The sequence below is a fragment of the Sphingomonas sp. PP-F2F-G114-C0414 genome (assembly GCF_003688595.1).
Taxonomy (GTDB): domain Bacteria; phylum Pseudomonadota; class Alphaproteobacteria; order Sphingomonadales; family Sphingomonadaceae; genus Sphingomonas.
Window position 1 is genome coordinate 113,270 of the sequence record NZ_RCWT01000012.1, and the last position, 20,943, is coordinate 134,212.

General features: G+C 65.8%; 19 protein-coding genes and 3 tRNA genes. 14 read left to right on the forward strand and 8 right to left on the reverse strand.

All coding sequences use genetic code 11. The features are described from left to right. Positions 1-92 precede the first annotated feature (92 nt). From yaaA to C8J47_RS12465, 5 genes are all read left to right on the forward strand, one after another. Positions 93-842: a peroxide stress protein YaaA gene (gene yaaA / locus C8J47_RS12445; RefSeq protein ID WP_121885950.1), complete on the forward strand. Its 750-nt coding sequence runs from the start codon at positions 93-95 to the stop codon at positions 840-842. Further along, positions 839-1,525 (forward strand): SDR family NAD(P)-dependent oxidoreductase, encoded by a 687-nt coding sequence (locus tag C8J47_RS12450; protein WP_259467523.1) that lies wholly within the window; start codon positions 839-841, stop codon positions 1,523-1,525. Before yaaA ends, C8J47_RS12450 begins: the two co-directional genes overlap by 4 nt. A gap of 335 nt (positions 1,526-1,860) precedes the next feature. Then, positions 1,861-2,145 carry a hypothetical protein gene (locus C8J47_RS12455; protein WP_121885951.1) on the forward strand — a complete coding sequence of 95 codons (285 nt, stop codon included), beginning with the start codon at positions 1,861-1,863 and terminating at the stop codon, positions 2,143-2,145. Between the two features lie 122 nt (positions 2,146-2,267). After that, positions 2,268-5,033, forward strand: a complete 2,766-nt coding sequence (gene gyrA / locus C8J47_RS12460; protein WP_121885952.1) for a DNA gyrase subunit A — start codon at positions 2,268-2,270, stop codon at positions 5,031-5,033. After that, positions 5,030-5,380 carry a DUF952 domain-containing protein gene (locus tag C8J47_RS12465; protein WP_121885953.1) on the forward strand — a complete coding sequence of 117 codons (351 nt, stop codon included), beginning with the start codon at positions 5,030-5,032 and terminating at the stop codon, positions 5,378-5,380. Before gyrA ends, C8J47_RS12465 begins: the two co-directional genes overlap by 4 nt. A 263-nt stretch (positions 5,381-5,643) precedes the next feature. Here C8J47_RS12465 and C8J47_RS12470 read toward each other — a convergent pair whose 3' ends face one another. The 3 genes from C8J47_RS12470 to C8J47_RS12480 form a co-directional block, all read right to left on the reverse strand. After that, positions 5,644-6,600 (reverse strand): alpha/beta fold hydrolase, encoded by a 957-nt coding sequence (locus C8J47_RS12470; protein WP_121886219.1) that lies wholly within the window; start codon positions 6,598-6,600, stop codon positions 5,644-5,646. Positions 6,601-6,756: 156 nt separating this feature from the next. After that, positions 6,757-6,833, reverse strand: a tRNA-Arg gene (locus C8J47_RS12475). A gap of 50 nt (positions 6,834-6,883) precedes the next feature. Further along, a tRNA-Arg gene (locus C8J47_RS12480) sits at positions 6,884-6,960 on the reverse strand. Positions 6,961-7,054: 94 nt separating this feature from the next. Here C8J47_RS12480 and C8J47_RS12485 point away from each other — a divergent pair. Then, positions 7,055-7,564: a hypothetical protein gene (locus C8J47_RS12485; RefSeq protein WP_121885954.1), complete on the forward strand. Its 510-nt coding sequence runs from the start codon at positions 7,055-7,057 to the stop codon at positions 7,562-7,564. Between the two features lie 43 nt (positions 7,565-7,607). Here the strand turns inward: C8J47_RS12485 and C8J47_RS12490 are convergent, their stop codons facing one another. Next, positions 7,608-9,851, reverse strand: a complete 2,244-nt coding sequence (locus C8J47_RS12490) for a fused MFS/spermidine synthase (RefSeq protein ID WP_259467524.1) — start codon at positions 9,849-9,851, stop codon at positions 7,608-7,610. Next, entirely contained in the window at positions 9,844-10,836 is a 993-nt protein-coding gene (hemB, locus tag C8J47_RS12495) for a porphobilinogen synthase (protein ID WP_121885955.1), read from the reverse strand. Before hemB ends, C8J47_RS12490 begins: the two co-directional genes overlap by 8 nt. Positions 10,837-10,928: 92 nt before the next feature. Between hemB and C8J47_RS12500 the strand changes: the two genes are divergently transcribed. Next, positions 10,929-11,813, forward strand: coding sequence for a diacylglycerol kinase family protein (locus C8J47_RS12500; RefSeq protein ID WP_056062698.1), 885 nt, complete (start codon positions 10,929-10,931; stop codon positions 11,811-11,813). 268 nt (positions 11,814-12,081) lie between these two features. Here the strand turns inward: C8J47_RS12500 and C8J47_RS12505 are convergent, their stop codons facing one another. Further along, positions 12,082-12,702: a peptidylprolyl isomerase gene (locus tag C8J47_RS12505; protein WP_121885956.1), complete on the reverse strand. Its 621-nt coding sequence runs from the start codon at positions 12,700-12,702 to the stop codon at positions 12,082-12,084. A gap of 114 nt (positions 12,703-12,816) precedes the next feature. Here C8J47_RS12505 and C8J47_RS12510 point away from each other — a divergent pair, with 114 nt between their 5' ends. The 6 genes from C8J47_RS12510 to C8J47_RS12535 are packed head-to-tail and all read left to right on the forward strand — an operon-like array spanning position 12,817 to position 17,953. After that, a complete protein-coding gene (locus tag C8J47_RS12510) occupies positions 12,817-13,722 on the forward strand; it encodes a RimK family alpha-L-glutamate ligase (protein WP_121886221.1) in 906 nt (301 codons plus the stop codon). Then, positions 13,722-14,738 (forward strand): LLM class flavin-dependent oxidoreductase, encoded by a 1,017-nt coding sequence (locus tag C8J47_RS12515; RefSeq protein WP_121885957.1) that lies wholly within the window; start codon positions 13,722-13,724, stop codon positions 14,736-14,738. The genes C8J47_RS12510 and C8J47_RS12515 overlap by 1 nt, the downstream gene beginning before the upstream one ends. Then, the gene (locus C8J47_RS12520; RefSeq protein ID WP_121885958.1) at positions 14,735-15,469 is read left to right on the forward strand and encodes a methionine ABC transporter ATP-binding protein; all 735 of its coding nucleotides are present in this window, start codon (positions 14,735-14,737) and stop codon (positions 15,467-15,469) included. The genes C8J47_RS12515 and C8J47_RS12520 overlap by 4 nt, the downstream gene beginning before the upstream one ends. Next, complete coding sequence (locus C8J47_RS12525) at positions 15,466-16,128, forward strand: methionine ABC transporter permease (protein ID WP_056062682.1); 663 nt, start codon at positions 15,466-15,468, stop codon at positions 16,126-16,128. Before C8J47_RS12520 ends, C8J47_RS12525 begins: the two co-directional genes overlap by 4 nt. A 22-nt stretch (positions 16,129-16,150) precedes the next feature. Beyond that, a complete protein-coding gene (locus C8J47_RS12530; protein ID WP_121885959.1) occupies positions 16,151-16,945 on the forward strand; it encodes a MetQ/NlpA family ABC transporter substrate-binding protein in 795 nt (264 codons plus the stop codon). A 39-nt stretch (positions 16,946-16,984) separates the two neighbouring features. Continuing rightward, positions 16,985-17,953, forward strand: coding sequence for a magnesium and cobalt transport protein CorA (locus C8J47_RS12535; protein WP_121885960.1), 969 nt, complete (start codon positions 16,985-16,987; stop codon positions 17,951-17,953). 134 nt (positions 17,954-18,087) lie between these two features. On the opposite strand, the gene C8J47_RS12540 is transcribed toward C8J47_RS12535, so the two are convergent. Both C8J47_RS12540 and C8J47_RS12545 read right to left on the reverse strand, forming a co-directional pair. Next, the gene (locus C8J47_RS12540; RefSeq protein ID WP_121885961.1) at positions 18,088-19,077 is read right to left on the reverse strand and encodes an NADP-dependent oxidoreductase; all 990 of its coding nucleotides are present in this window, start codon (positions 19,075-19,077) and stop codon (positions 18,088-18,090) included. A gap of 140 nt (positions 19,078-19,217) precedes the next feature. After that, entirely contained in the window at positions 19,218-20,444 is a 1,227-nt protein-coding gene (locus C8J47_RS12545) for a DUF2171 domain-containing protein (RefSeq protein WP_121885962.1), read from the reverse strand. Positions 20,445-20,680: 236 nt separating this feature from the next. Here C8J47_RS12545 and C8J47_RS12550 point away from each other — a divergent pair. Beyond that, positions 20,681-20,756, forward strand: a tRNA-Ala gene (locus C8J47_RS12550). Positions 20,757-20,943 lie beyond the last annotated feature (187 nt).

The window sequence follows — 20,943 nt, forward strand, 5'->3', positions numbered from 1 at the left end:
ATACGTTCAAGCAAGCGGCTTGGATCCCATCAAAGCGTTTTTGCGCGTGAACGTCGATTGAACGTGCCCATTGCGGCCGCTAGATCGCGGGCATGATCGCTGTTCTTTCGCCCGCCAAGACGCTCAATTACGAGAGCACGCTGCCCCAGCTCGACCCGACCGCGCCGCGGTTCGCCGCAGAGGCGAAGACGCTGGCGCATGCCGCCGCGCACCTGACGCAAAAGAAGCTGTCCGAGCTGATGCATATCTCGCCCGCACTGGCGAAGCTCAACGCGGACCGGTTCCGCGATTTCGACACGCTGCCCGAGCGACCGGCGATGTTCGCGTTTGCCGGCGACGTTTACACCGGGCTGGAGGCGAAGACGCTCGACGAGGCGGCGGTCGATTACGCGCAGGATCACGTGCGGATGTTGTCGGGACTGTACGGATTGCTGCGTCCGCTCGACCTGATGCGGCCCTACCGGCTGGAGATGGGCACGCGCTGGGCGCCGCGGAAGACGAAGCTGACCGACTGGTGGGGGGACCGGATCGCCAAGCTGCTCGCCGACGACGTCGAGGCGGAGGGATCAGGCACGATACTCAACCTCGCCAGCCAGGAATATTGGGCTGCGGCGGACGGCAAGCTGCCCTCCTCCATCCGCGTCGTCGCGATCGATTTCCGCGAGGGCGAGGCGCAGAAGTTCGTCAGCTTCCATGCGAAGAAAGCGCGCGGGATGGTCGCGCGGTGGCTGGTCGAACACCGCGTCGACGACATCGAGGGGATCAAGGGCTTCGACAGCGACGGCTATGCCTATGACGCGGCGGGCAGCAGCGACGCGCAGTTCCGGTTCGTGCGCAAGTGAGCAGCGCGGTCGTCATCGGTGTGTCGGGTGGGATCGGCATGGCGCTTGAGGAGGCGCTGATCGAGGAAGGGGCGTTCGACAAGGTCTACGGGTTCGCGCGTTCGGAGAGTGGTGATCGGCATCTCGATCTGGAGGACGAGGCGAGCATTGCTGCGGCAGCTTTGCGCGTTGGGTCGCCGACGCTGGTGATCGTCGCGACGGGGTTGCTCCACGACGGCGACAAGGGGCCCGAGAAGGCGATGCGCGAGCTCGATCCGGCGTGGATGGCGCGCAACTTCGCGATCAACGCGATCGGCCCGGCGCTGGTGGCGAAGCACTTTTTGCCGACGATGCCGAAGGCGGGGCGGATCGTGTTCGCGGTGCTGTCTGCTCGTGTCGGCAGCATCGGCGATAACAAGCTCGGCGGCTGGTACGGCTATCGCGCGTCGAAGGCGGCGCTGAACCAGTTGGTGAAGACGATCTCGATCGAGGACAAGCGGCGGAACTCCAGCGGGATCGTCGTCGGCCTGCATCCCGGCACAGTCGACACCGGCCTGTCGAAGCCGTTCCAGGGCAACGTCACCCCCGGCAACCTGTTCAAGCCGGACCGCGCGGCGGTGCAGTTGCTCGACGTCATCGACGGCCTGCGCGCACCGGACAGCGGCAAGTTGTTCGCCTGGGACGGGGTAGAGGTCACGCCTTAGTCGCTGTTCTCCTGCGCACGCAGGAACCCCGGATACCAAACGCTACCGCCCGTAACCCTGGACTCCTGCGTGCGCAGGAGAACCGACGTGGTTGCATCCCCCCTCCGTCACCCCGGACCTGTTCCGGGGTCCACTGTTCCGCATATCCAATTCCGTCGAATATACGGAACCGTGGATGCCGGAACGAGCCCGGCATGACGGAGCGGGTGGGGCTCGTCCACACCGCCCCCCTCCGGCGCATGACGCCGATTTCACCTCGTCGCCACACTCCGTTCAGGTCCCTCGGCGCAGTCTCTGCGCATCGTCCACCAAGGCCGAAACGAGAGGATACCCGCATGAAGAAGTCCCTCCCCCTCGCGATCCTCGCCGGTAGCGCGCTGCTCTCCGGCGGCGCTGCGGTTGCCGCCACGCAGGCGCAGACCAAGATCGTCCAGCCGAAGACCGTCGCGACGCACACCACGACGACCAAGACCACCACGCCGATGGGCAACACCAAGGTCGCTAAGCGCACGACCACGGTCAAGAAGGGCCGCATGGTCACCGCCAAACTCGCGAACGGCAAGACCGTGACGTACGATTGCTCGCTCGCCGGCAACAAGACCAAGACCGCCTGCAAATAACCCCCCAAATTAACGATGAAACCTTGCTCCCTCGCGTGCGTACGCGTGCGCGGGGGTAGTAAGGTGCCCCCCCCTCGGCTAAGGTGTGTCACAACACCGCAACAAGCCGAAAGCGTTCAGATTTGACCGACGAGACCATACTCGCCGAACCCCAGGGCGGCGAGCCCGCCGGCATCGCCACGATCTCGATCGTCGACGAGATGAAGTCGAGCTACCTCGACTATGCGATGAGCGTCATCGTCGCGCGCGCACTGCCCGACGTCCGCGACGGCCTGAAGCCCGTCCATCGCCGCATCCTGTACGGCGCGCACGAAAGCGGCTTCGTCGCCGGCAAGCCCTACCGCAAATCGGCCCGCATCGTCGGCGACGTGATGGGTAAATACCATCCGCACGGCGACAGCTCGATCTACGACGCGTTGGCCCGCATGACCCAGGACTGGTCGATGCGCGTGCCGCTGATCGACGGCCAGGGTAACTTCGGCTCGATGGATCCCGATCCACCCGCGGCAATGCGCTACACCGAGGCGCGTCTCGGCAAGGTGGCGAACGCGCTGCTCGGCGATCTCGACAAGGATACGGTCGACTTCACGCCCAACTATGACGGCTCGGAGCGGGAGCCTTCGGTGCTACCGGCGCGGTTCCCGAACCTGCTGGTCAATGGCGCGGGCGGCATCGCGGTCGGCATGGCGACCAACATCCCGCCGCACAATCTGGGCGAAGTCATCGCCGCGTGCCTCGCCTACATGGACAATGGCGCGATCACGACCGAGGAACTGTTCGAGATCGTCCCCGGTCCCGACTTCCCGACCGGCGCGATCATCCTCGGCCGCGCGGGTGCCAAGTCCGCCTACGAGACCGGCCGCGGCTCGATCATCGTCCGCTCGCGCCACATCGTCGAGGAGGGCAAGGGTGACCGTCGCTCGATCGTCCTCACCGAGATCCCGTTCCAGACCGGCAAGAACGGCCTGGTCGAGAAGATCGCCGAAGCCGCCAAGGACAAGCGGATCGAAGGCGTCAGCGACATCCGCGACGAATCGAGCCGCATGGGCGTCCGCATCGTCATCGACCTAAAGCGCGACGCGACCGTCGACGTGGTGCTCAACCAGCTCTGGCGGCACACGCCGGCGCAGTCGAGCTTCCCCGCCAACATGCTGGCGATCCGCGGCGGCCGTCCCGAACTGCTCAACCTGCGCGACATCATCGGCGCGTTCATCACGTTCCGCGAGCAGGTCATCACCCGCCGCTCGAAGTTCGAACTCGCCAAGGCGCGCGAGCGCGCGCACCTGTTGCTCGGCCTCGTCATCGCGGTCACCAACCTCGACGAAGTCGTCAAGATCATCCGCGGCTCGTCGAGCCCCGCCGAAGCCCGCGGCAAGCTGCTAGCGCGCGAGTGGCCGGTCGAGGAGATCGCGCCGTACATCGCGCTGGTCGAGGCGGTCGAGGACAAGCAGGCCGACGGCATCTACAAGCTGTCCGAACCGCAGGTCCGCGCGATCCTCGATCTCCGCCTGCACCGCCTGACCCTGCTCGGTCGCGACGAGATCGGCGACGAGCTGAAGGCGCTGGCCGCGACGATCGGCGAGCTGCTCCACATCCTCGGCGACCGTGCGAAGCTGTACGAAGTGATGCGCGGCGAGTTGATCGCGATCCGCGACGAATTCGCCACCCCGCGCCGCTCCGAGATTGCGGCTGCCGCCAACGGCATCGACGACGAGGACCTGATCGAGCGCGAGGACATGGTCGTCACCGTGACCATGCAGGGCTATATCAAGCGCACCAGCCTCGACACGTTCCGCGCGCAGGCCCGCGGCGGCAAGGGTCGCGCGGGCATGTCGACGAAGGACGAGGACGTCGTCACCGAGCTGTTCGTCACCTCGACGCACACCCCGGTGCTGTTCTTCTCGAACCTCGGCAAGGTCTATCGCTACAAGGTCTGGCGCCTGCCCGAGGGTGGCCCCGCCACGCGCGGTCGCCCGATGATCAACCTGCTGCCGCTGGCGCCGGGCGAGACGATCTCGACCGTGCTTCCGTTGCCGGAGGATCTGAGCGAGTGGAGCCGCCTGCACGTGATGTTCGCGACGCAGCGCGGGCTCGTGCGCCGCAACGCGATGGACGCGTTCACCAACGTGCCGTCGAACGGCAAGATCGCGATGCGCTTCGAAGAGGGTTCGGAGGACAAGCTGATCGGCGTCGCACTGCTCAGCGAGCATGACGACGTGCTGCTCGCGACCAAGCTCGGCAAGGCGATCCGCTTCGCGGGCGACGACGTGCGCGAGTTCCAGAGCCGGACGTCGACCGGCGTGCGCGGCGTCACGCTGAAGGGCGACGACGAGGTCATCTCGCTGTCGGTCCTGCACCGTGTCGGCGCGACGCCTGAGGAGCGCGAGACGTATCTCAAGTTCGCACCGTGGAAGGGCGAGCGCGAGGGCGATCACGGCATGGGCGCCGACCGCTACAACGATCTCAAGGACCGCGAGCAGTTCATCCTGACGGTCTGCGAGAACGGCTATGGCAAGCTGTCGAGCGCCTATGATTACCGCCGCACCGGTCGCGGCGGCCAGGGCATCACCAACATCGACAACATCGCGCGCAACGGCCCCGTCGTGGCGAGCTTCGCCGCGGCGAAGGGCCATCAGCTGATGCTGGTGACCAACCAGGCGAAACTGATCCGCACGACGCTCGCGTCGCTCCGCGTCATCAGTCGCAATTCGGCGGGCGTGAAGCTGTTCGACGTGGCGAAGGGCGAGCATGTCGTCTCGGCCGCACGGATCGAGGAAACCGAGGAAGACGCCGAGATCAACCTGGCGGACGCCGTGCCGGAGGTCGCGCCTGATACCGGCGCGACGATCGGCGAGGATACCGCCGCAGGACCGGAGGACGGCGAATGAGTCGCGATCCGATCGCCTATAAGGTGCTGACCGGGGAGCAACTGGCGACCCTGGAAAGCGGGAGCTTTGCGGGTGCGCCGGTGGATGTAGCCGATGGCTATATCCACCTGTCGACCGCCGAGCAGCTGACGGAAACGGTCGACAAGCACTTCGCCGGCCAGTCGGACCTGCACGTCGCGGCGATCGATCTCGAAGCGCTCGGCGACGACGTGAAGTGGGAGGAGTCGCGTGGGGGACAGCTGTTCCCGCACATCTATGGCGGCCCGCTGCTGCTGGAAGTCGTGCTATCCTACGGCGCTCTAGAACGCGACGAAGCCGGCAAAGTGAAGCTCCCCGTCGCGGGCTGACTCCAACCTAAAGCTTGTTCTCCCGCGAAGGCGGGAGCCCAGACTGGGCTCCCGCCTTCGCGGGAGAACAAGGAGCGGGAGTTGCCGCTCGATTGGCTGTGTGTCGGTTCCGACCATACTGCAACCACCCCGGCGAAGGCCGGGGCCCAGTTGGGGAACGTCGCTAATGGAGCGCCGTCCTCAGTTACATCGACCTTTCCAACTGGACCCCGGCCTGCGCCGGGGCGGATAGCTTACTCGAGTACGCTGCCCCAGCCGCAAACTCACCCAGCCGCAAACGCAGCTCTCACAAACCGCGCACAAGCCTCAGGCGCCGTAATCGGGATCATATGCCCCCCCTCGATCGTGTCGATCTTAGCCCCCGGAATCACCGCCGCAGTCCGGTGCCCATTCCACGCCGGATCGAGGATCGCGTCCTGCCGCCCGTACAGGATGCGCGTCGGCAGCTGGATTTCACCATAGCGCGCCGCCATCGCCGTCACGTCATCGTTCGCCCCGGCGAGATCGGCCGCCGCCGCCGCGATCGCGACCGGTCGCGCCGCGAGCGCACCGCCGCCGCGGGTCACGAAGTCCTCCGGCACCGCTTCGGGCGCGAACACGCCCTGCAGCGTCCTGGTCGCCGTCAGCCGGCTGAGCGGCGTCCCCAGCACCTGCGCGAACGCGAGACGCGCGCCGGCAGGAATCCGCGCGAGCCCACGGAAACTCTCGGGCACCTGCTCCAGCGGTTGGGTCAGCGGCGCGATCAACGCCAGCGCGCGGACGAGGTGAGGATGATCGAGACCGACCGCAAGCCCGATCGCGCCGCCCAGCGAATGGCCGACGAACAACGGCCGATCGAGCCCGAGCTTCTGGATGAAGTCGGCGATGATCGCACCCTGCGCGATGAGCCCTGGCGTGGTGTTCCCGGTCGCGACCGAATAGCCCGAGCCAGGCCGATCGACGACGATGACGCGGTATTCGTCCTTGAGCAGATCGACGAGCGCATAGCTAAAGTTGCGCAATTGTCCGCCGAGGCCGTGGACCATGACGATCGTCGGCCCGGTCTGCGATCCGACATCAATATAATGAAGTCGTGCCCCGTCGACGTCGAGAAAGCGTCCGTCGGGCGGCACCAGATCTTCGGCATGGCGCGCGAGCCGGCTCGAATAGAGCGACAGCCCCAGCCCCGACACCGCAGCCAGCAGCGCCCCTCCGATCAATCCCTTGCCCGTACGCCGCATCGTGATCTCCTGAATATGGTCCGGCATCTCAACGCCGCGGCTTGGTCAAAGTCGCATTTCGGCGACCGGGATCAGTCGGCGTACCACCGACCGCGTCCGGATACCGCATCGATGCTGCCGAAACGGCTCTCGCGCGACCCGCCGATATAAGGAAAATGGTGCACCCAGAGCGATTCGAACGCCCGACCCTCAGATTCGTAGTCTGATGCTCTATCCAGCTGAGCTATGGGTGCATCGCCGTCCCGTGTCCGGTTCGACAAGCCCGCTATGAAGCGGAAAATCCTGGTGCACCCAGAGCGATTCGAACGCCCGACCCTCAGATTCGTAGTCTGATGCTCTATCCAGCTGAGCTATGGGTGCACTGGAGGGGCGCTGATAGCAGGCATTTTCGGCGGTGCAAGGGTTTGCCGCGAGAAAGTTGTGCGCAAAGCTTTCGCAGCATAGAGCGGCGGACATGAAACACGCCGCTTCGCTCCGTCACGTATCGCTCGCGCTCGTCCTCGCAACCGGCGCGTGCAGCCAGGACAGGACCAGCTATCCGTCGCTCGGCGCCCGGCCGATCGAGAAGCTCGGCTTTGCCGAACCCGCGGTGAAAGCGGCGGTCGCGGCCCCCGATCCGGCGCTCGACGCGGAGATCGCGACGCTGTCCGGCAAGCTCGACGCGATCGCCACCGGATTCGCGCGCGATGCGGCGAAGGCCGAGGCATTGGCGCGGACCGCGCGCGGTGCGGCGGTCGGCAGCGAGCCGTGGATCGCGGCGCAGACCGCCCTCGCCGGGCTCGACGATTGGCGCGCGCAGAGCTCGTCGCTGGTCACCGACATGGAATCGCGCGCCACCGACCGTGCGGCCACGTTGCAGCCCGATTATCCCGCGCTAGCGACGATCCGCAACAAGGCGCAGGCCGAAGCCGACCGGCAGGGCGCAACGATCGCGCGCATCCAGGCGAGCCTGCCCTCGGCTTGAACTGCCCGTCTTGTCCTTCCCCGCCAGGGAGAGGACGAGAAGCTCAGAATCCCTTCAGCAACGGCAGGATCGTCGAATAGTCGTCGGTCCACCCCGCAAAACCCTTGCGCGGCGTCGGCATGGTCCAACCAGGGTCCTTCGCGCGTAACGCCGCGATCGCGCGCGGATCACGCGACAGCGCCACCCAGTCCGACGCCGAGGCACGGTCGACGAGCACGCTCGACGGACGATACCGCAGGATCACGGCGGTCCAGCCGCCCTCGCGTGCCGCCGCGGCCACCACTGGTTCGAGATCGATGAAGCGGTTGGAGATATGCACCAGCAACAGACCGCCCGGCGCGAGCACCCGGCCATAGGTCGCAAACGCCTCGCGCGTCATCAGGTGCATCGGCACCGAATCGGACGAGAACGCATCGAGCGCGAGCAGGTCGAGGCTGTTCGACGCATCGTGCGCCAGCGCGATCCGCGCATCGCCCATCCGGATATCGGGGTTGGGCAGGCATCGCGACAGATAGGTGAACTGGCCCGTATCGCGCGCGATCGCGACTACCGCCGGGTCGATCTCGTAGAACCGCCAGCGTTGGCCGGGCCTTGCGTAACACGACAGCGTCCCCGTCCCAAGCCCGACGACACCGATCCGCGCGGTCGGACCATATAGCGCGGGTGCGGCGAGCATCGCCTGCCCCACGCCCGAACCGACCGCATAATAGGTGGTCGGCGTCCGCTCGCGCGCCGGCGAACCGCGCAGCTGGATGCCGTGGACCGTCGTCCCGTGATCGAGTTCGCGCGTGCCGCCATCCGGCCCCGGCTCGTTCCGCACGGTATAGACGCCGAAATAGCTGCGGACGCGCGCGCCGGGCTCGATCGACAGTTCCAGCGACCGATAGCCACCGAACAGGACGAGCGAGGCCGCCAGCACGATCATGTAGGGCAATCGCGCGCCGATCGCCGCGAAGCCGATCGTCGCGACGATCAGGAAAGCGATACCCTGCTGGCTGTCGCCCAACAGGCCGTCGGGGTTACCGATACGCAGACCGGCGACGACCAGCGGGATGAGAACGATCGCAGCGAGCGCGACCCATTTCACCCCTCCCTTCGCCATCCAAAGATTGCGCAACCGCGCGATCAGATAGACCTGCGGCACCAGCGCCCCAGCCGCGAGGATCAGCAGCGGATATTCATAGGTCCAGTCGAACACCACCGGCGCCACCAGCGCGGCGAACACGCCGCCGAGCGCCCCGCCCGCCGACATCGCCAGATAGAAGCCGGTCAGCCGGTCGGGGGCCGGCCGCTTGCGATAGAGCGCGGTATGCAGCGCGACCGAGATCATGAACAGGAGCACCAGCGCGATGCCGGCACTGAAGAAGGGCCGCTCGGTGTAGCCACCGCTCATGATGACCCCGCCGAACAGCAAAATCGTGATCGGCGCGATCCGGGTCAGCAGGTCGGCGAGCCAGCGATCGTTGGCGAACGCGACACTGAAGCTCAGCAGATACAGTCCGAGTGGGATCACCCAGAGCAGCGGCATCGCGACGATATCGGTCGAAATATAGGTCGACGTCGCGAGCATCATCCCCGACGGGACAAGCGCAAGCGCGATCCAATGCAGGATCCGCTTGGCACCCGGCGGCGCGCTGGTGGCGACGACGTGTTCGCTCGCGAGGGTCTTCGGCAGGCGCGTGGCGCAGGCCAGCACCAGTACGATCAGCAGGACATAGCCCGCGCTCCACAGCAGGCTCTGCGCATGGATCGCCATCAAGGGCTCGACCAGAAGCGGGTACGCGATCAGCCCCGCGAAACTGCCGAGATTGGACGCGGCATACAGCGCATAGGGATCGCCGCCGCCACTCGCCGCGCTGAACCAGCGCTGGATCAGCGGCGCCTGCGCGGAGACCGCGAAGAACAACGGCCCGATCGACAGCCCGAGCAGCCAAGGCACCCAGAGTGCCGGCAGCGCATCCACCGGCAGGTCCATCGCGATCAGCCCGATCGGCAACCACAGTGCCGCGACGATCAGCACGCCAAGGTGGATTGCCGCCTGCGCCCGCGGCCGCACCCGGCCGAGCCAATGCGCATACGCATAGCCCGCGAGCAGCAACGCCTGGTACACCAGCATCGCCGAGTTCCACACCGCCGGCGCGCCACCCAGCCGCGGCAACGCCATCCGCGCCACCATCGGCTGGACGAGGAACAACAGGAACGACCCCGTCAGGATCGTCGCCACGAACATCGTCCGGCACCAGCGTGCCATCAGCGGCCTGTCGTCCGCGCCGACAGTGTCAGCCATTCAGCAATTTTGCCGCATGCGCCGCGTGATAGGTCAGTACACCCGAGCAACCAGCGCGCTTGAACGACATCAGCGTCTCCAGCACCATCACATCGCGTTCCGCCGCGCCCGCCGCGACGGCGTGCTCGATCATCGCGTATTCGCCCGACACCTGGTACGCGAACACCGGCACCTCGAACGCCTGGCGGACGCGGACGATGATGTCGAGATACGGCAGGCCGGGCTTGACCATCACCGTGTCGGCGCCCTCCGCCAGGTCCATCGCGACCTCGCGCAGCGCTTCCTCGGCGTTGGCGTTGTCCATCTGGTACGTCTTCTTGTCGCCCTTCAGCAGCCCGCGCGAGCCGACCGCGTCACGGAACGGACCGTAGAACGCGCTCGCGTATTTGGCGGCGTAGGACATGATCTGCACATTGTGGTGCGACTCCGCCTCCAGCGCGCTGCGGATCATGCCGATCCGGCCGTCCATCATGTCCGACGGCGCGATGATGTCGGCGCCCGCGTTGGCCTGGTTCAAGGCCTGCGCGACGAGCATCTCGGCGGTCGTGTCGTTAACGACATAGCCGGCCGCGTCGACCACCCCGTCATGGCCGTGGCTGGTGTACGGATCGAGCGCGACGTCGGTCAGCACGCCGACCTCCGGCACCGCGTCCTTTAGCGCGCGGATCGCCTGGCACATCAGATTGTCGGGGTTGAGCGCCTCGCGGCCATCCTCGGTCCGGCGCTCGACCTGCGTATACGGGAACAGCGCGATGCACGGGATGCCGAGGTCGCGCGCCTCGCGACCACGCGCGACGATCCCGTCGACCGACCAGCGCGACACGCCCGGCAGGCTGGCGATCGGTTGCTCGACACCCTCTCCTTCGGCGACGAACAGCGGCCAGATCAGGTCGACGGGAGTCAGCACGGTCTCGGCATGGAGGCGGCGGCTCCAGGCGGAGGCGCGGGTGCGACGGAGGCGAAGCGCGGGATAGCTTGCGGTCATGCGGCGGGCTTTGCGGGATGCGCGGCGACGGATCAAGTTTTACGGGAGAAGCGTTACGGGTGCGAAACCGCATGCCGTGCGTTGGGGGCCTTATGTCGAACGATACGATCACGTCCGCGGCGCTCGTCGTCAACGCCAAGTCGCGCAAGGGCCAGAAGCTGTTCAAGCGCGCCTGCGCGGCTATGTCGGGGCTGCCCTATGAGGTCGACGCGCATGCGGTCGAGGATCCGAAGGACCTGGAAGCGACCGTCCTGCGGGCGCTGGCGAAGAAGCCGGACCTGCTGATCCTGGGCGGCGGCGACGGCACGGTCAGCGGGCTGGTGGACTTGATGGTGGGCCACGACGTGATCCTGGGCGTCCTACCGCTCGGCACTGCCAACAGCTTCGCGCGCACGCTCGGCATTCCGCTGAATATCGAAGGCGCGGTAGAGGTGATCCGTACCGGCAAGCCACGCCGGATCGATCTCGGCATGATCGACGGCGACTATTTCGCGAACTGCGCGGCGATGGGGATCAGCCCGAAGATCGCCGAGACGGTGCCGCACGGGCTGAAGAAGGTTTTCGGCAAGGTCGGCTACCTCGCGTGGGCGACGTATCAATACATGCGCTTCCGCCCGTTCACGCTGATCGTCGGCGAAGGCCCGACCGCGGTGAAAATCCGCGTTGTCGAGGTGCGAATCTCGAACGGGCCTTATCATGGCGGCACCGAACTGGTGGATGCGGCCGCGGTCGATTCGGGCGAGATCGTGGTGCAGGCGGTGATGGGGCACGTGAAGCGGCGACTGGTGCAGAACTGGTATGCCAGCGTGTTCCGGCTCGAGTCACGTCACGAGAAAGTACGCGATTTTCGGGGGAAGAGCCTGAAGATCAACACGATCCCGCCATTGCCGATTTCGATCGATGGGGAAGTTCTGGCGAAGACTCCGGTGACGGCCAAGGTGGCTGCCGGGATCATCCGGGTGATGGCGCCCGCCTGAGGGCGAAGGCCAGCCCCCGCCCCCTTGTTCTCCCGCGAAGGCGGGAGCCCAGTCTGGGTCCCCGCCTTCGCGGGGAAACACAAAACCGGGGGCAGCCGTCAGTATTCTGCACCACCCTGATTGGTGCGCCACCCGGCGAAGGCCGGGGCCCAGTTGGAAAGGTTGCAGTAACGACGCGCAACGCTCAGTTGGCGACGTCCCCCAACTGGCCCCCGGCCTTCGCCGGGGTGGTCGCTGAGAAGCGTAATCGCTCTCTATCCGACGCCCGTTACTTTACCCGCCGCACCGTCAAAATCTCAACCGGCGCAGCGATCATCTGCCCCTTCATCACCCCAACCCCGGCAGTAGGCGAAGTCGGCGCAGCAAGAATCCGCTTCACCACATCCATCCCCTCCACCACATGCCCGAACGCCGCGAACCCGGCCGGATCCCCGCTCCCAGCCAGATTCGCATCGAGCGACAACACCGGCCCGACGGTAATGAAGAAATCCGCCGTCGCGCTCCCCGGCGCAAACCGCGCCATCGAGATCGTCGCGTCGACATGCGACAGCCCGGTCTGGCTGGTCGGCTCATGCTTCACCGGCGGCAGCAGCCGCTTCGCATCACCCCGCGGCCCGCCCTGGATCAACCCGGCGTCCGCGCCGAGCTTCATCGCCCGATAGAACGTCACCCCGTCGAGCCGTTTCTGGTCGACATAGCGCAGGAAGTTCGCGGTCGTCAGCGGCGCTCGCTCCTTCTCCAGCGCTAGCGTGATCGCCCCCTCGCTCGTCGTCATCACGATCGAGACGGTCGCCGGAGCAGCGGGCGGCGGCGCAGACGGAGCCTCCTGCGCCGAGACGGAAACGGCGCCGAGAACGGCAAGAGCGAGCGTGACGAATCTGGAGATCATCCGCCACGCTACCGCGTCGCCCCCTTTCTGTCAGCGCCCCCGCGACACGATATTGCGCGTGGCAAAGTTTTGCTTGGGTTTGCACGCCCGCGCGCAATGCGTATCCGGGGCACGATGACCGATCTTGCCATTCTCTACGAGCACCCGCTCTGGTTCGAACCGCTGTTCGCCGCCCTCGACCGCCGCGGCGTCGGCTTCTCGCGCGCGACGCCGGACGGGTTCTGGAACCCCGCCGACCAGAGCGCCCCCGCCCCCGTCGTCTTCAACCGCATCGCGATGTCGAGCTTCCTGCGCAACGACGAGCATCCGATCTTCGACACGATGGCGATGCTCGATCACTGGCGCCGCACCGGCGCACGCGTGATCAACGGCACCGACGTCCTCGCGATCGACGCCTCCAAGGCGCGGCAATTGTCGCTGATCGCCTCGCTCGGCCTCGCAATCCCGGAAACGCGTGTCGTCCACCGCGCCGCCGACGTTGTCCCCGCCGCGCAGACGCTCCGCTTCCCGCTGGTCGTGAAGGCGAACATCGGCGGATCCGGCGCAGGCATCATCCGCTTCGACAGCCTCGACGAACTCCGCACCGCCGTCGCCGATGCAAGACTCCCAAGCAGCGTCGACGGCGTGCTGCTGGTCCAGGAATACGTCCCCGTCCGCGACGGCGCGATCACCCGGATCGAGACGCTCGACCGCAAATTCCTTTACGCGATCGAAGTCGCAGGCGGCGGCGCGTTCGATCTCTGCCCGGCAGACGCCTGCGTCGTACCCGGCTCGGGCATCAAGATGGCAGCGGTCGAGCCCTCGCATACGCTGAAGGACGCCGCCGAGGCGATCGCCCGCGCGGTCGATCTCGACGTCGGCGGAGTCGAGGTGATGATCGACGACCGCGACGGCGTCGCGCGCTTCTACGACATCAACGCACTGTCGAACTTCGTCGCCAAGCCATTGGATGTGCTCGGCTGGGATCCGCACGACCGCCTCGTCGATTACCTGATCGAACAGATCGAGAAGGCCCGCTGATGCGCTATGGTTACTGGACTCCCGTCTTCGGCGGCTGGCTTCGCAATGTCCCCGACGAGGGGATGGAGGCAAGCTGGGCGTACACCAAGGCGCTGACGCAGAATGCCGAGCGCTGGGGCTACGACCTGACGCTGATCGCCGAGCTGAACCTCAATGACATCAAGGGCATCGAACAGCCCGCGCTCGATGCGTGGTCGACCGCGGCGGCACTCGCGGCGGTGACCGACAGCATCGAGCTGATGGTCGCGGTCCGCCCGAACTTCCACCACCCCGCGCTGTTCGCCAAGGCCGCGGCGAACATCGACCGCATTTCGGGCGGGCGGCTCGCGCTGAACGTCGTGTCGTCCTGGTGGGCGGACGAGTCCAAGCAATACGGCCTCCCGTTCGACCAGCACGACGATCGCTACGCCCGAACCGCCGAGTGGCTGACCGTCGTCGATGGGTTGTGGACGCAGGAGCGCTTCGACTTCGCGGGCCAGTTCTACACCACCGAACAAGCGATCTGCTCACCCAAGCCCGCCAAGCGCCCGACCGTTTACGCGGGCGGCGAAAGCGAGAAGGCCAAGGCGATGATTGCCGCGCAGTGCAACGCGTACGTCATGCACGGCGACCCCGCCGACGCGATCGCCCCGAAAATCGCCGACATGGCGGCGCGGCGCGAGGCAGCCGGGGGCGCGCCGATGCAATACGGCATGGCCGCCTATGCGATCGTTCGCGACAGCGAGGCGGAGGCGAAGCGCGAACTCGAGCGCATCACCAGCGTCACCGAACTCCCGGCGGGCTATGCGAACTTCGACCAGTGGCTGTCGGGCACGCAGCTCGAACGCGAACTCAAGATCCAGGAATATTCCGTCTCCAACCGCGGCCTGCGCCCCAATCTGGTCGGCACGCCCGAGCAGTTGAAGGAGCGTGTCGCGGAATACGAGGCGGCCGGTCTCGACCTGCTGCTGCTCCAGATGAGTCCGCAGGCCGAGGAAATGGAACGGTTCGCGGCGCAGGTCATGGGCACCGCATGATCCGTCTCACCGAGGTCGTTAAAACCTACCCGGCAAGCGAGGCGGCGGCCCTCGACGGCGTGTCGATGGAAATTCCGGCGCGCGGCGTATTTGGCGTCATCGGCCAGTCCGGCGCAGGCAAGTCGACACTGATCCGCCTTATCAACGCGCTCGAACGCCCGACTACGGGCCGGGTCGAAGTCGATGGTGTCGACGTAGCCGCTTTGTCCGCGGCGGACCTGCGCGCGCTGCGCCGCCGGATCGGCATGATCTTCCAGAACTTCGGCCTGCTGTCGTCGCGCACGGTCGCCGCGAACGTCGCGTTCCCGCTGGTGCTCGCGGGCGTATCCAAAGCTGAACGCGAGACGAAAGTCGCCGCGTTGCTCGACCGCGTAGGCCTCGCCGATCACGCCGCCAAATACCCTGCCCAACTCTCCGGCGGCCAGAAGCAGCGCGTCGGCATAGCCCGCGCGCTCGCCACCGACCCCGACATCCTGCTCTGCGACGAAGCGACCAGCGCGCTGGATCCCGAAACCACCCGCTCGGTCCTGACCCTTCTCCGAGAGCTGAACCGAGACCTCGGCCTGACGATCGTCCTGATCACGCACGAAATGGACGTCGTCCGCTACGTCTGCGACCGCGTCGCCGTGCTCGAACGCGGCCGCATCGTCGAGACCGGCGACGTCGCCGACATCTTCGCCAACGCCGCCCACCCGGCAACGCAGCGCATGCTGGCGGCGCTGGCGGCATGAGCTTCTTCGCCAACATCGACTGGTCGGACATCGGCCAGGCCTGCCTCGACACGCTGATCATGCTCGGCGGATCGCTGATCCTGACGATCGCGTTCGGCCTCCCGCTCGGCGTCCTGCTCTACCTCACCGACCGGGGCCGGCTGTCACAGAACCGCGTCGCCAACGCCGTGCTCGGGATCATCGTCAACATCCTCCGCTCGGTGCCGTTCATCATCCTGCTGATCGTGATGATCCCGCTCACCGTGATGCTCGTCGGCACCTCGCTAGGCGTCGCCGGCGCCATCCCCCCGCTCGTCGTCGGCGCCGCGCCCTTCTACGCACGGCTCGTCGAAGGATCGCTCAAGGAAGTCGACCGCACCACGATCGAGGCGGTGCAGGCGATGGGCGCCACCACGCGCCAGATCGTCACCGGCGCGCTGATCCCCGAGGCGCTGCCCGGACTGATCGCCGGCGCCACCGTGACCGCGGTCGCGCTCGTCTCGTTTACCGCGATGGCGGGCGTGGTCGGCGCAGGGGGCCTCGGCGATCTCGCGATACGCTTCGGCTATCAGCGCTTTCAGACCGACGTCATGGTCGTAACCGTCGTGCTGCTGGTCGTGCTCGTCCAGATCATCCAATATGCCGGCGACGCGCTCGCCCGCCACTTCACCCGCCGCTGATTTAACGCCGCTAGGAATCGCCATGAACCGCCGCATTTTGCTCGCCTCGTTCTCGCTGCTCGCGCTCGCCGCCTGCGGTGGAACCAAGACCAATGACGGCAAAACGCTGACCGTCGCCGCGACCGCAGTACCCCACGCGGAAATCCTGGAATCGATCAAGCCGACGCTCGCCAAGGAAGGCGTCGACCTCCAGATCCGCGTCTTCAACGACTACGTTCAGCCCAATCTCCAGGTCGAGCAGAAGCAGATCGACGTCAGCTATTTCGAGACCAAGCCGTATCTCGACGAGTTCAACGCCTCGCGCGGCACGCATCTGGTCACCTATGCCGGCGTCCACGTCGAACCGCTCGGCGCCTATTCGCGCAAGTGGAAGTCGATCGCGCAGGTACCGAACGGCGCGACCGTCGCGATCCCGAATGAGCCGAGCAACGGCGGCCGCGCGCTGCTGCTGCTGCAGAAGGCCGGGCTGATCATGCTCAAGAACCCGACCAACCCGCTGTCGAGCCTCAACGACATCGCCACCAACCCGCGCAACCTGAACTTCAAGGAGCTGGAAGGCGCCACCCTCCCCCGCACGCTCGGCGAAGTCGATCTCGCGCTGATCAATACCAACTACGCGCTCGACGCGAAGCTCAACCCGGTCCGCGATGCGCTCGCGATCGAGGACAAGAACAGCCCCTACGTCAATTTCGTCGTCGGCCTGCCCGGCGGCGAGAAGGATCCGCGCGTCGTGAAGCTGATCGCGGCACTGCGCAGCCCGGCGACCAAGACCTTCATCGAGCAGCATTATCGAGGTGCGGTCCTCCCGGCGTTCTGATACCGGCGCGAGCCCAGTCCGCGTAATCCTCGAGGCTCCATGACGGTCGTCGCCGCGTATCTCTATCGCCATGGCAAGCGCGTCCGCGCGGTCTCTATCGACGAAAAGGTCGACTGTCCCGCGGACCGTTCCGAGTTCGTCTGGATCGGCATCTGCGACCCGACCGACGCCGAGATGCGGACGCTGAAGGACCAGTATAATCTCCACCCCCTGGCGGTGGAGGACGCGATCAAGGCGGATCAGTTGCCCAAGGTCGACGTCTATGGCGACCAGTTGTTCGTGGTCGCCCGCACCGCGCAGCTGGAGCAGGACAAGATCGCGTACGGCGAAACCGCGATCTTCGTCGGCCACAGCCATATCATCAGCGTCCGCCACGGCTCGGCGCGCTCGCACAAGGCACTCCGCGAACAGCTCGAAGCCGCGCCGACACTGCTGATAAACGGCGTCGATTACGTCCTCCACGCAATTCTGGACTACGTCGTCGACGGCTATCTCCCGATCGTCGAAAGCATCGAGGACGAGGTGCTCGCGATGGAGCAACGCACGATCGACGCGTTCCTCGGCCGCGACGAGATCGTCCGGATCTTCGGGCTGCGACGCGAGATGATCCGCTTCCAGCGTATCCTCGGGCCAATGGGCGAGGTCGCGGGCAAGATCGTCCGCCTCGACCTCCCCTGCATCGATACCGAGGCGAAACCGTATTTCAGCGACGTGCTCGACCACGTCCGCCGCGTTCAGACGATGGTCGAGGGCCTGCGCGAAGTGCTGACCTCCGTGTTCGAATTCAGCAATTTGCTGGAGCAGCAACGCACCGGCGCGATCACCCGCCAGCTCGCCGCCTGGGCCGCGATCCTCGCCGTGCCGACCGCGATCGCCGGGATCTACGGCATGAACTTCGAGAACATGCCCGAGCTGAAAACGGAATACGGGTATTTCGTCGTACTAGGCGTGATCGGGGTCGTCTGCGCCGCGCTATACGTGAAGTTCAAGCAGGCGAAGTGGTTGTAGGAAGGATCACAACCATCGTCATCCCCGCGGAGGCGGGGACCCATATTCTCAAACGCTGGCGGTTAGACCGCTACGCTTGCCAGCATGGATCCACGCCTGCGCGGGAATGACGATGAGATGTTGGGGATACGAACTCAAACCTTGACGAGCATCTTCCCCGTATTCCCACCGGAGAACAGCCCCAGGAACGCATCCGGCATCGTCTCGAGCCCCTCGTGCACCGTCTCCTGCCGCTTCAGCGTCCCCGCCGCCAGCATCCCGCCCATGTCCTTGTAGAACTCCTCGGCGCGATTCATGTAGTCGCTGACAATGAACCCGCGGATCTGGATCCGGTTACCGATCAGCCGCGCGAGATACTTCAGCTGCGTCGCCGCACCGCTGTTGTACACGTCGATCATCCCGCACACCGCGAACCGCGCATGCATGTTCGCATGCGCCAGCGCCGCATCGAGATGCTCACCGCCGACGTTGTCGAAATACACGTCGATACCCTTCGGAGCCGCTTGGCCGAGCGCCTTCACTACCGGCACGTCGCTCTTGTAGTCGATCACCGCATCCGCACCGAGCGATTTCACCCACGCGCATTTCTCCGCGCCGCCGGCCGAGCCGATCACCGTCATGCCCTTGGCCTTGGCAACCTGCACGACGGTCGATCCTACCGCGCCAGCCGCCGCCGACACGAACACCGTGTCGCCTGCCTTCGCTTCGGCAACCTGGAGCAGGCCGAAATATCCGGTCATCCCCGGCATGCCGAGCTGACCCAGAAACGCCTGCGCCGGCACGTCGAGCGCGGGCAGCTTCTGCACCTGCGCGGCCGGGACCACCGCCTCGTCCCGCCAGCCGGCCATGTGCAGCACCATGTCGCCGACCTTGATGCCGTCGTCGTTGCTCTCGACCACTTCGCCGACCGCACCGCCCTGCATCGCCTCGCCCAGCGCGAATGGCGGGACATAGCTCTTCACGTCGTTCATCCGCCCGCGCATGTACGGGTCGACCGACAGCCAGCGATTGGCGATCCGCACCTCGCCGGCGCCGAGCGTCGACTGGTCGAGATCGATCATGGCGAAGTCGGTATGCTTCGGCATGCCTTGCGGACGTGCCTTCAGGCTCCATGCACGGGCCATAAACTTGCTCCTGTCTTGATTATTCGTGTTGCGGGTATGGCGAAACGCACACCCAACGCAACCCGCAAAAAAGCCCGGACGGTATCGCCCGGGCTCGTTTCGACTGACGTCACGCGACGTCAGCCAATGCTTTCAAACGCTTAGTATGTGGTCGACCCGGACTTGCCGAGCGTGTCCGATGTCGTGCTCGTGGTCGACGTCGCGCCGGCAGTGCTGCCGGCCTGCGTGGTCGAAGCATACCCCGTCGTACCGGCGTCCTTCTTGTCGCCGCCGGTGCGATCGCCATAGTCGAACATCGCCGAGTTACGCTCTTCTTCCTTCCACGCCGCCTTTGCTTCGTCGGCCGACTTCGACAGCGTCACCTTGCCATCAACGGTCTTGATCCAGCGCGACGGGATCGAGTGATGCACGCCGCCCGCATCGCGATCGTTCTTGGTCAGCAGGATCCGGTCGCCCTTCACCTTGTCGACCGTGCCGACATGGCTGCCGTCGGACCCGACGACTTCCATATGCTCGGCGACCTGCGACAGCGAGCTACGCTGGCCCTGCCGCTCATTACGCCATGACGAGAACTCGGTCTCGAACTTGGAGCGGTTTTCATGGCGATACTCGTCATAGTCGCGGTCGAGCGCGGCAATCTGCGTGCTGCGCCAGCTATGATAGTGATCGTCATGCGGGTTCGACGACCGATTGCCGAACGACCGGTTGTCCGAGCCGCCATAGGACCGCTCGTCATAGCGCGCATCGGCTTCGCGGCGGCGCTCGGCCTCGTCGTCGCCGAACCACGAACGAACCTCGTCGCCTGCCCGCGCGATGAATCCGCGATCGTCATAGTCATAGCCCTGCGGCTGGCGACCATAGTCACGCCCCTCGTTACGGCTGCCGCCGCGCGACGTGCGGTTGTCGTCGTCCGCATGACGGTTGCGCCCTACGTCCTCGAAACGACGCCCGTCCGACGCATAGCTGCCATGATAGTCGGTATCGCCCGAACCCTGGCTGCGCTGGCCATAACTTTGCTGGCCATAACGCGGCTGACCCGAATCCTGGCGACCATAGCCCTGCTGGCCGTAGGACTGGCCTCCCGCCTGTCCGTAGCGCGACTGACCATAGCGATCGCCGCCCGATGGCTGCTGGCGATCGTTGTGGCCGCCATAATAGTCACGGCTACCCTGATCGTCGCGCCCGCGATACCCGTGGTCCCCGCGATCATTGTCGCGATCGAACTTACCGGCTGCTGCATAATCGCGCGCATTGGATCGACCATAGTCGCCACCATCGGAGCGGAAATCGCGACCGTAATCCTGCGAGTTCGGCCGACCATAATAGTCACCCGACTGACGATCTCTGGTATTGCGTTCGTAGACCATAGGAGCCTCCTAATTGCTGTCCTGCGGTTGCCGGCGTCGTCGTATGCGGCGTCGTGCATTCCGAGGTCTACAAATGCCAAGGTCGTCGATTGTTCCTGTGTTTGCCGTCGCTTGACGCCGACACGACGCACCGCTGCGACGGCGGGCCAGAAGCAGAGCGAAGGGCTTCACCAACCCGGTTGCAACAGCGAAATCGAGCCGCTAAGCCATCGATCCTGGCCTGTGGCCAACCGCGCGGGGCCGTAGCTCAGATGGGAGAGCGCTGCAATCGCACTGCAGAGGTCCGGGGTTCGATTCCCCGTGGCTCCACCACGCGCAAAGCATTCAAATTACCCAGGTTTATGCGGTGCGTTTTACCCGCGCTCCGGTCAACGCAATCATGTTGGTATCGCAGATAAGCCGACATGTGGACGATGCTTCGAAGAGTGCCCGGCATCGCCTCGATCGGCCAATTTGGACCAGCCCGGCAGGTCGATCCTCAGCGTACGTGCGATGGAGA

What these genes read in the sequence shown, in the direction of transcription:
- yaaA (WP_121885950.1), top strand. Translation starts at nt 93, where the DNA reads ATGATCGCTGTTCTTTCGCCCGCCAAGACGCTCAATTACGAGAGCACG.
- C8J47_RS12455 (WP_121885951.1), top strand. Translation starts at nt 1,861, where the DNA reads ATGAAGAAGTCCCTCCCCCTCGCGATCCTCGCCGGTAGCGCGCTGCTC.
- C8J47_RS12465 (WP_121885953.1), top strand. Translation starts at nt 5,030, where the DNA reads ATGAGTCGCGATCCGATCGCCTATAAGGTGCTGACCGGGGAGCAACTG.
- C8J47_RS12470 (WP_121886219.1), bottom strand. Translation starts at nt 6,600, where the DNA reads ATGCGGCGTACGGGCAAGGGATTGATCGGAGGGGCGCTGCTGGCTGCG.
- C8J47_RS12485 (WP_121885954.1), top strand. Translation starts at nt 7,055, where the DNA reads ATGAAACACGCCGCTTCGCTCCGTCACGTATCGCTCGCGCTCGTCCTC.
- C8J47_RS12490 (WP_259467524.1), bottom strand. Translation starts at nt 9,851, where the DNA reads ATGGCTGACACTGTCGGCGCGGACGACAGGCCGCTGATGGCACGCTGG.
- hemB (WP_121885955.1), bottom strand. Translation starts at nt 10,836, where the DNA reads ATGACCGCAAGCTATCCCGCGCTTCGCCTCCGTCGCACCCGCGCCTCC.
- C8J47_RS12500 (WP_056062698.1), top strand. Translation starts at nt 10,929, where the DNA reads ATGTCGAACGATACGATCACGTCCGCGGCGCTCGTCGTCAACGCCAAG.
- C8J47_RS12505 (WP_121885956.1), bottom strand. Translation starts at nt 12,702, where the DNA reads ATGATCTCCAGATTCGTCACGCTCGCTCTTGCCGTTCTCGGCGCCGTT.
- C8J47_RS12510 (WP_121886221.1), top strand. Translation starts at nt 12,817, where the DNA reads ATGACCGATCTTGCCATTCTCTACGAGCACCCGCTCTGGTTCGAACCG.
- C8J47_RS12515 (WP_121885957.1), top strand. Translation starts at nt 13,722, where the DNA reads ATGCGCTATGGTTACTGGACTCCCGTCTTCGGCGGCTGGCTTCGCAAT.
- C8J47_RS12520 (WP_121885958.1), top strand. Translation starts at nt 14,735, where the DNA reads ATGATCCGTCTCACCGAGGTCGTTAAAACCTACCCGGCAAGCGAGGCG.
- C8J47_RS12525 (WP_056062682.1), top strand. Translation starts at nt 15,466, where the DNA reads ATGAGCTTCTTCGCCAACATCGACTGGTCGGACATCGGCCAGGCCTGC.
- C8J47_RS12530 (WP_121885959.1), top strand. Translation starts at nt 16,151, where the DNA reads ATGAACCGCCGCATTTTGCTCGCCTCGTTCTCGCTGCTCGCGCTCGCC.
- C8J47_RS12535 (WP_121885960.1), top strand. Translation starts at nt 16,985, where the DNA reads ATGACGGTCGTCGCCGCGTATCTCTATCGCCATGGCAAGCGCGTCCGC.
- C8J47_RS12540 (WP_121885961.1), bottom strand. Translation starts at nt 19,077, where the DNA reads ATGGCCCGTGCATGGAGCCTGAAGGCACGTCCGCAAGGCATGCCGAAG.
- C8J47_RS12545 (WP_121885962.1), bottom strand. Translation starts at nt 20,444, where the DNA reads ATGGTCTACGAACGCAATACCAGAGATCGTCAGTCGGGTGACTATTAT.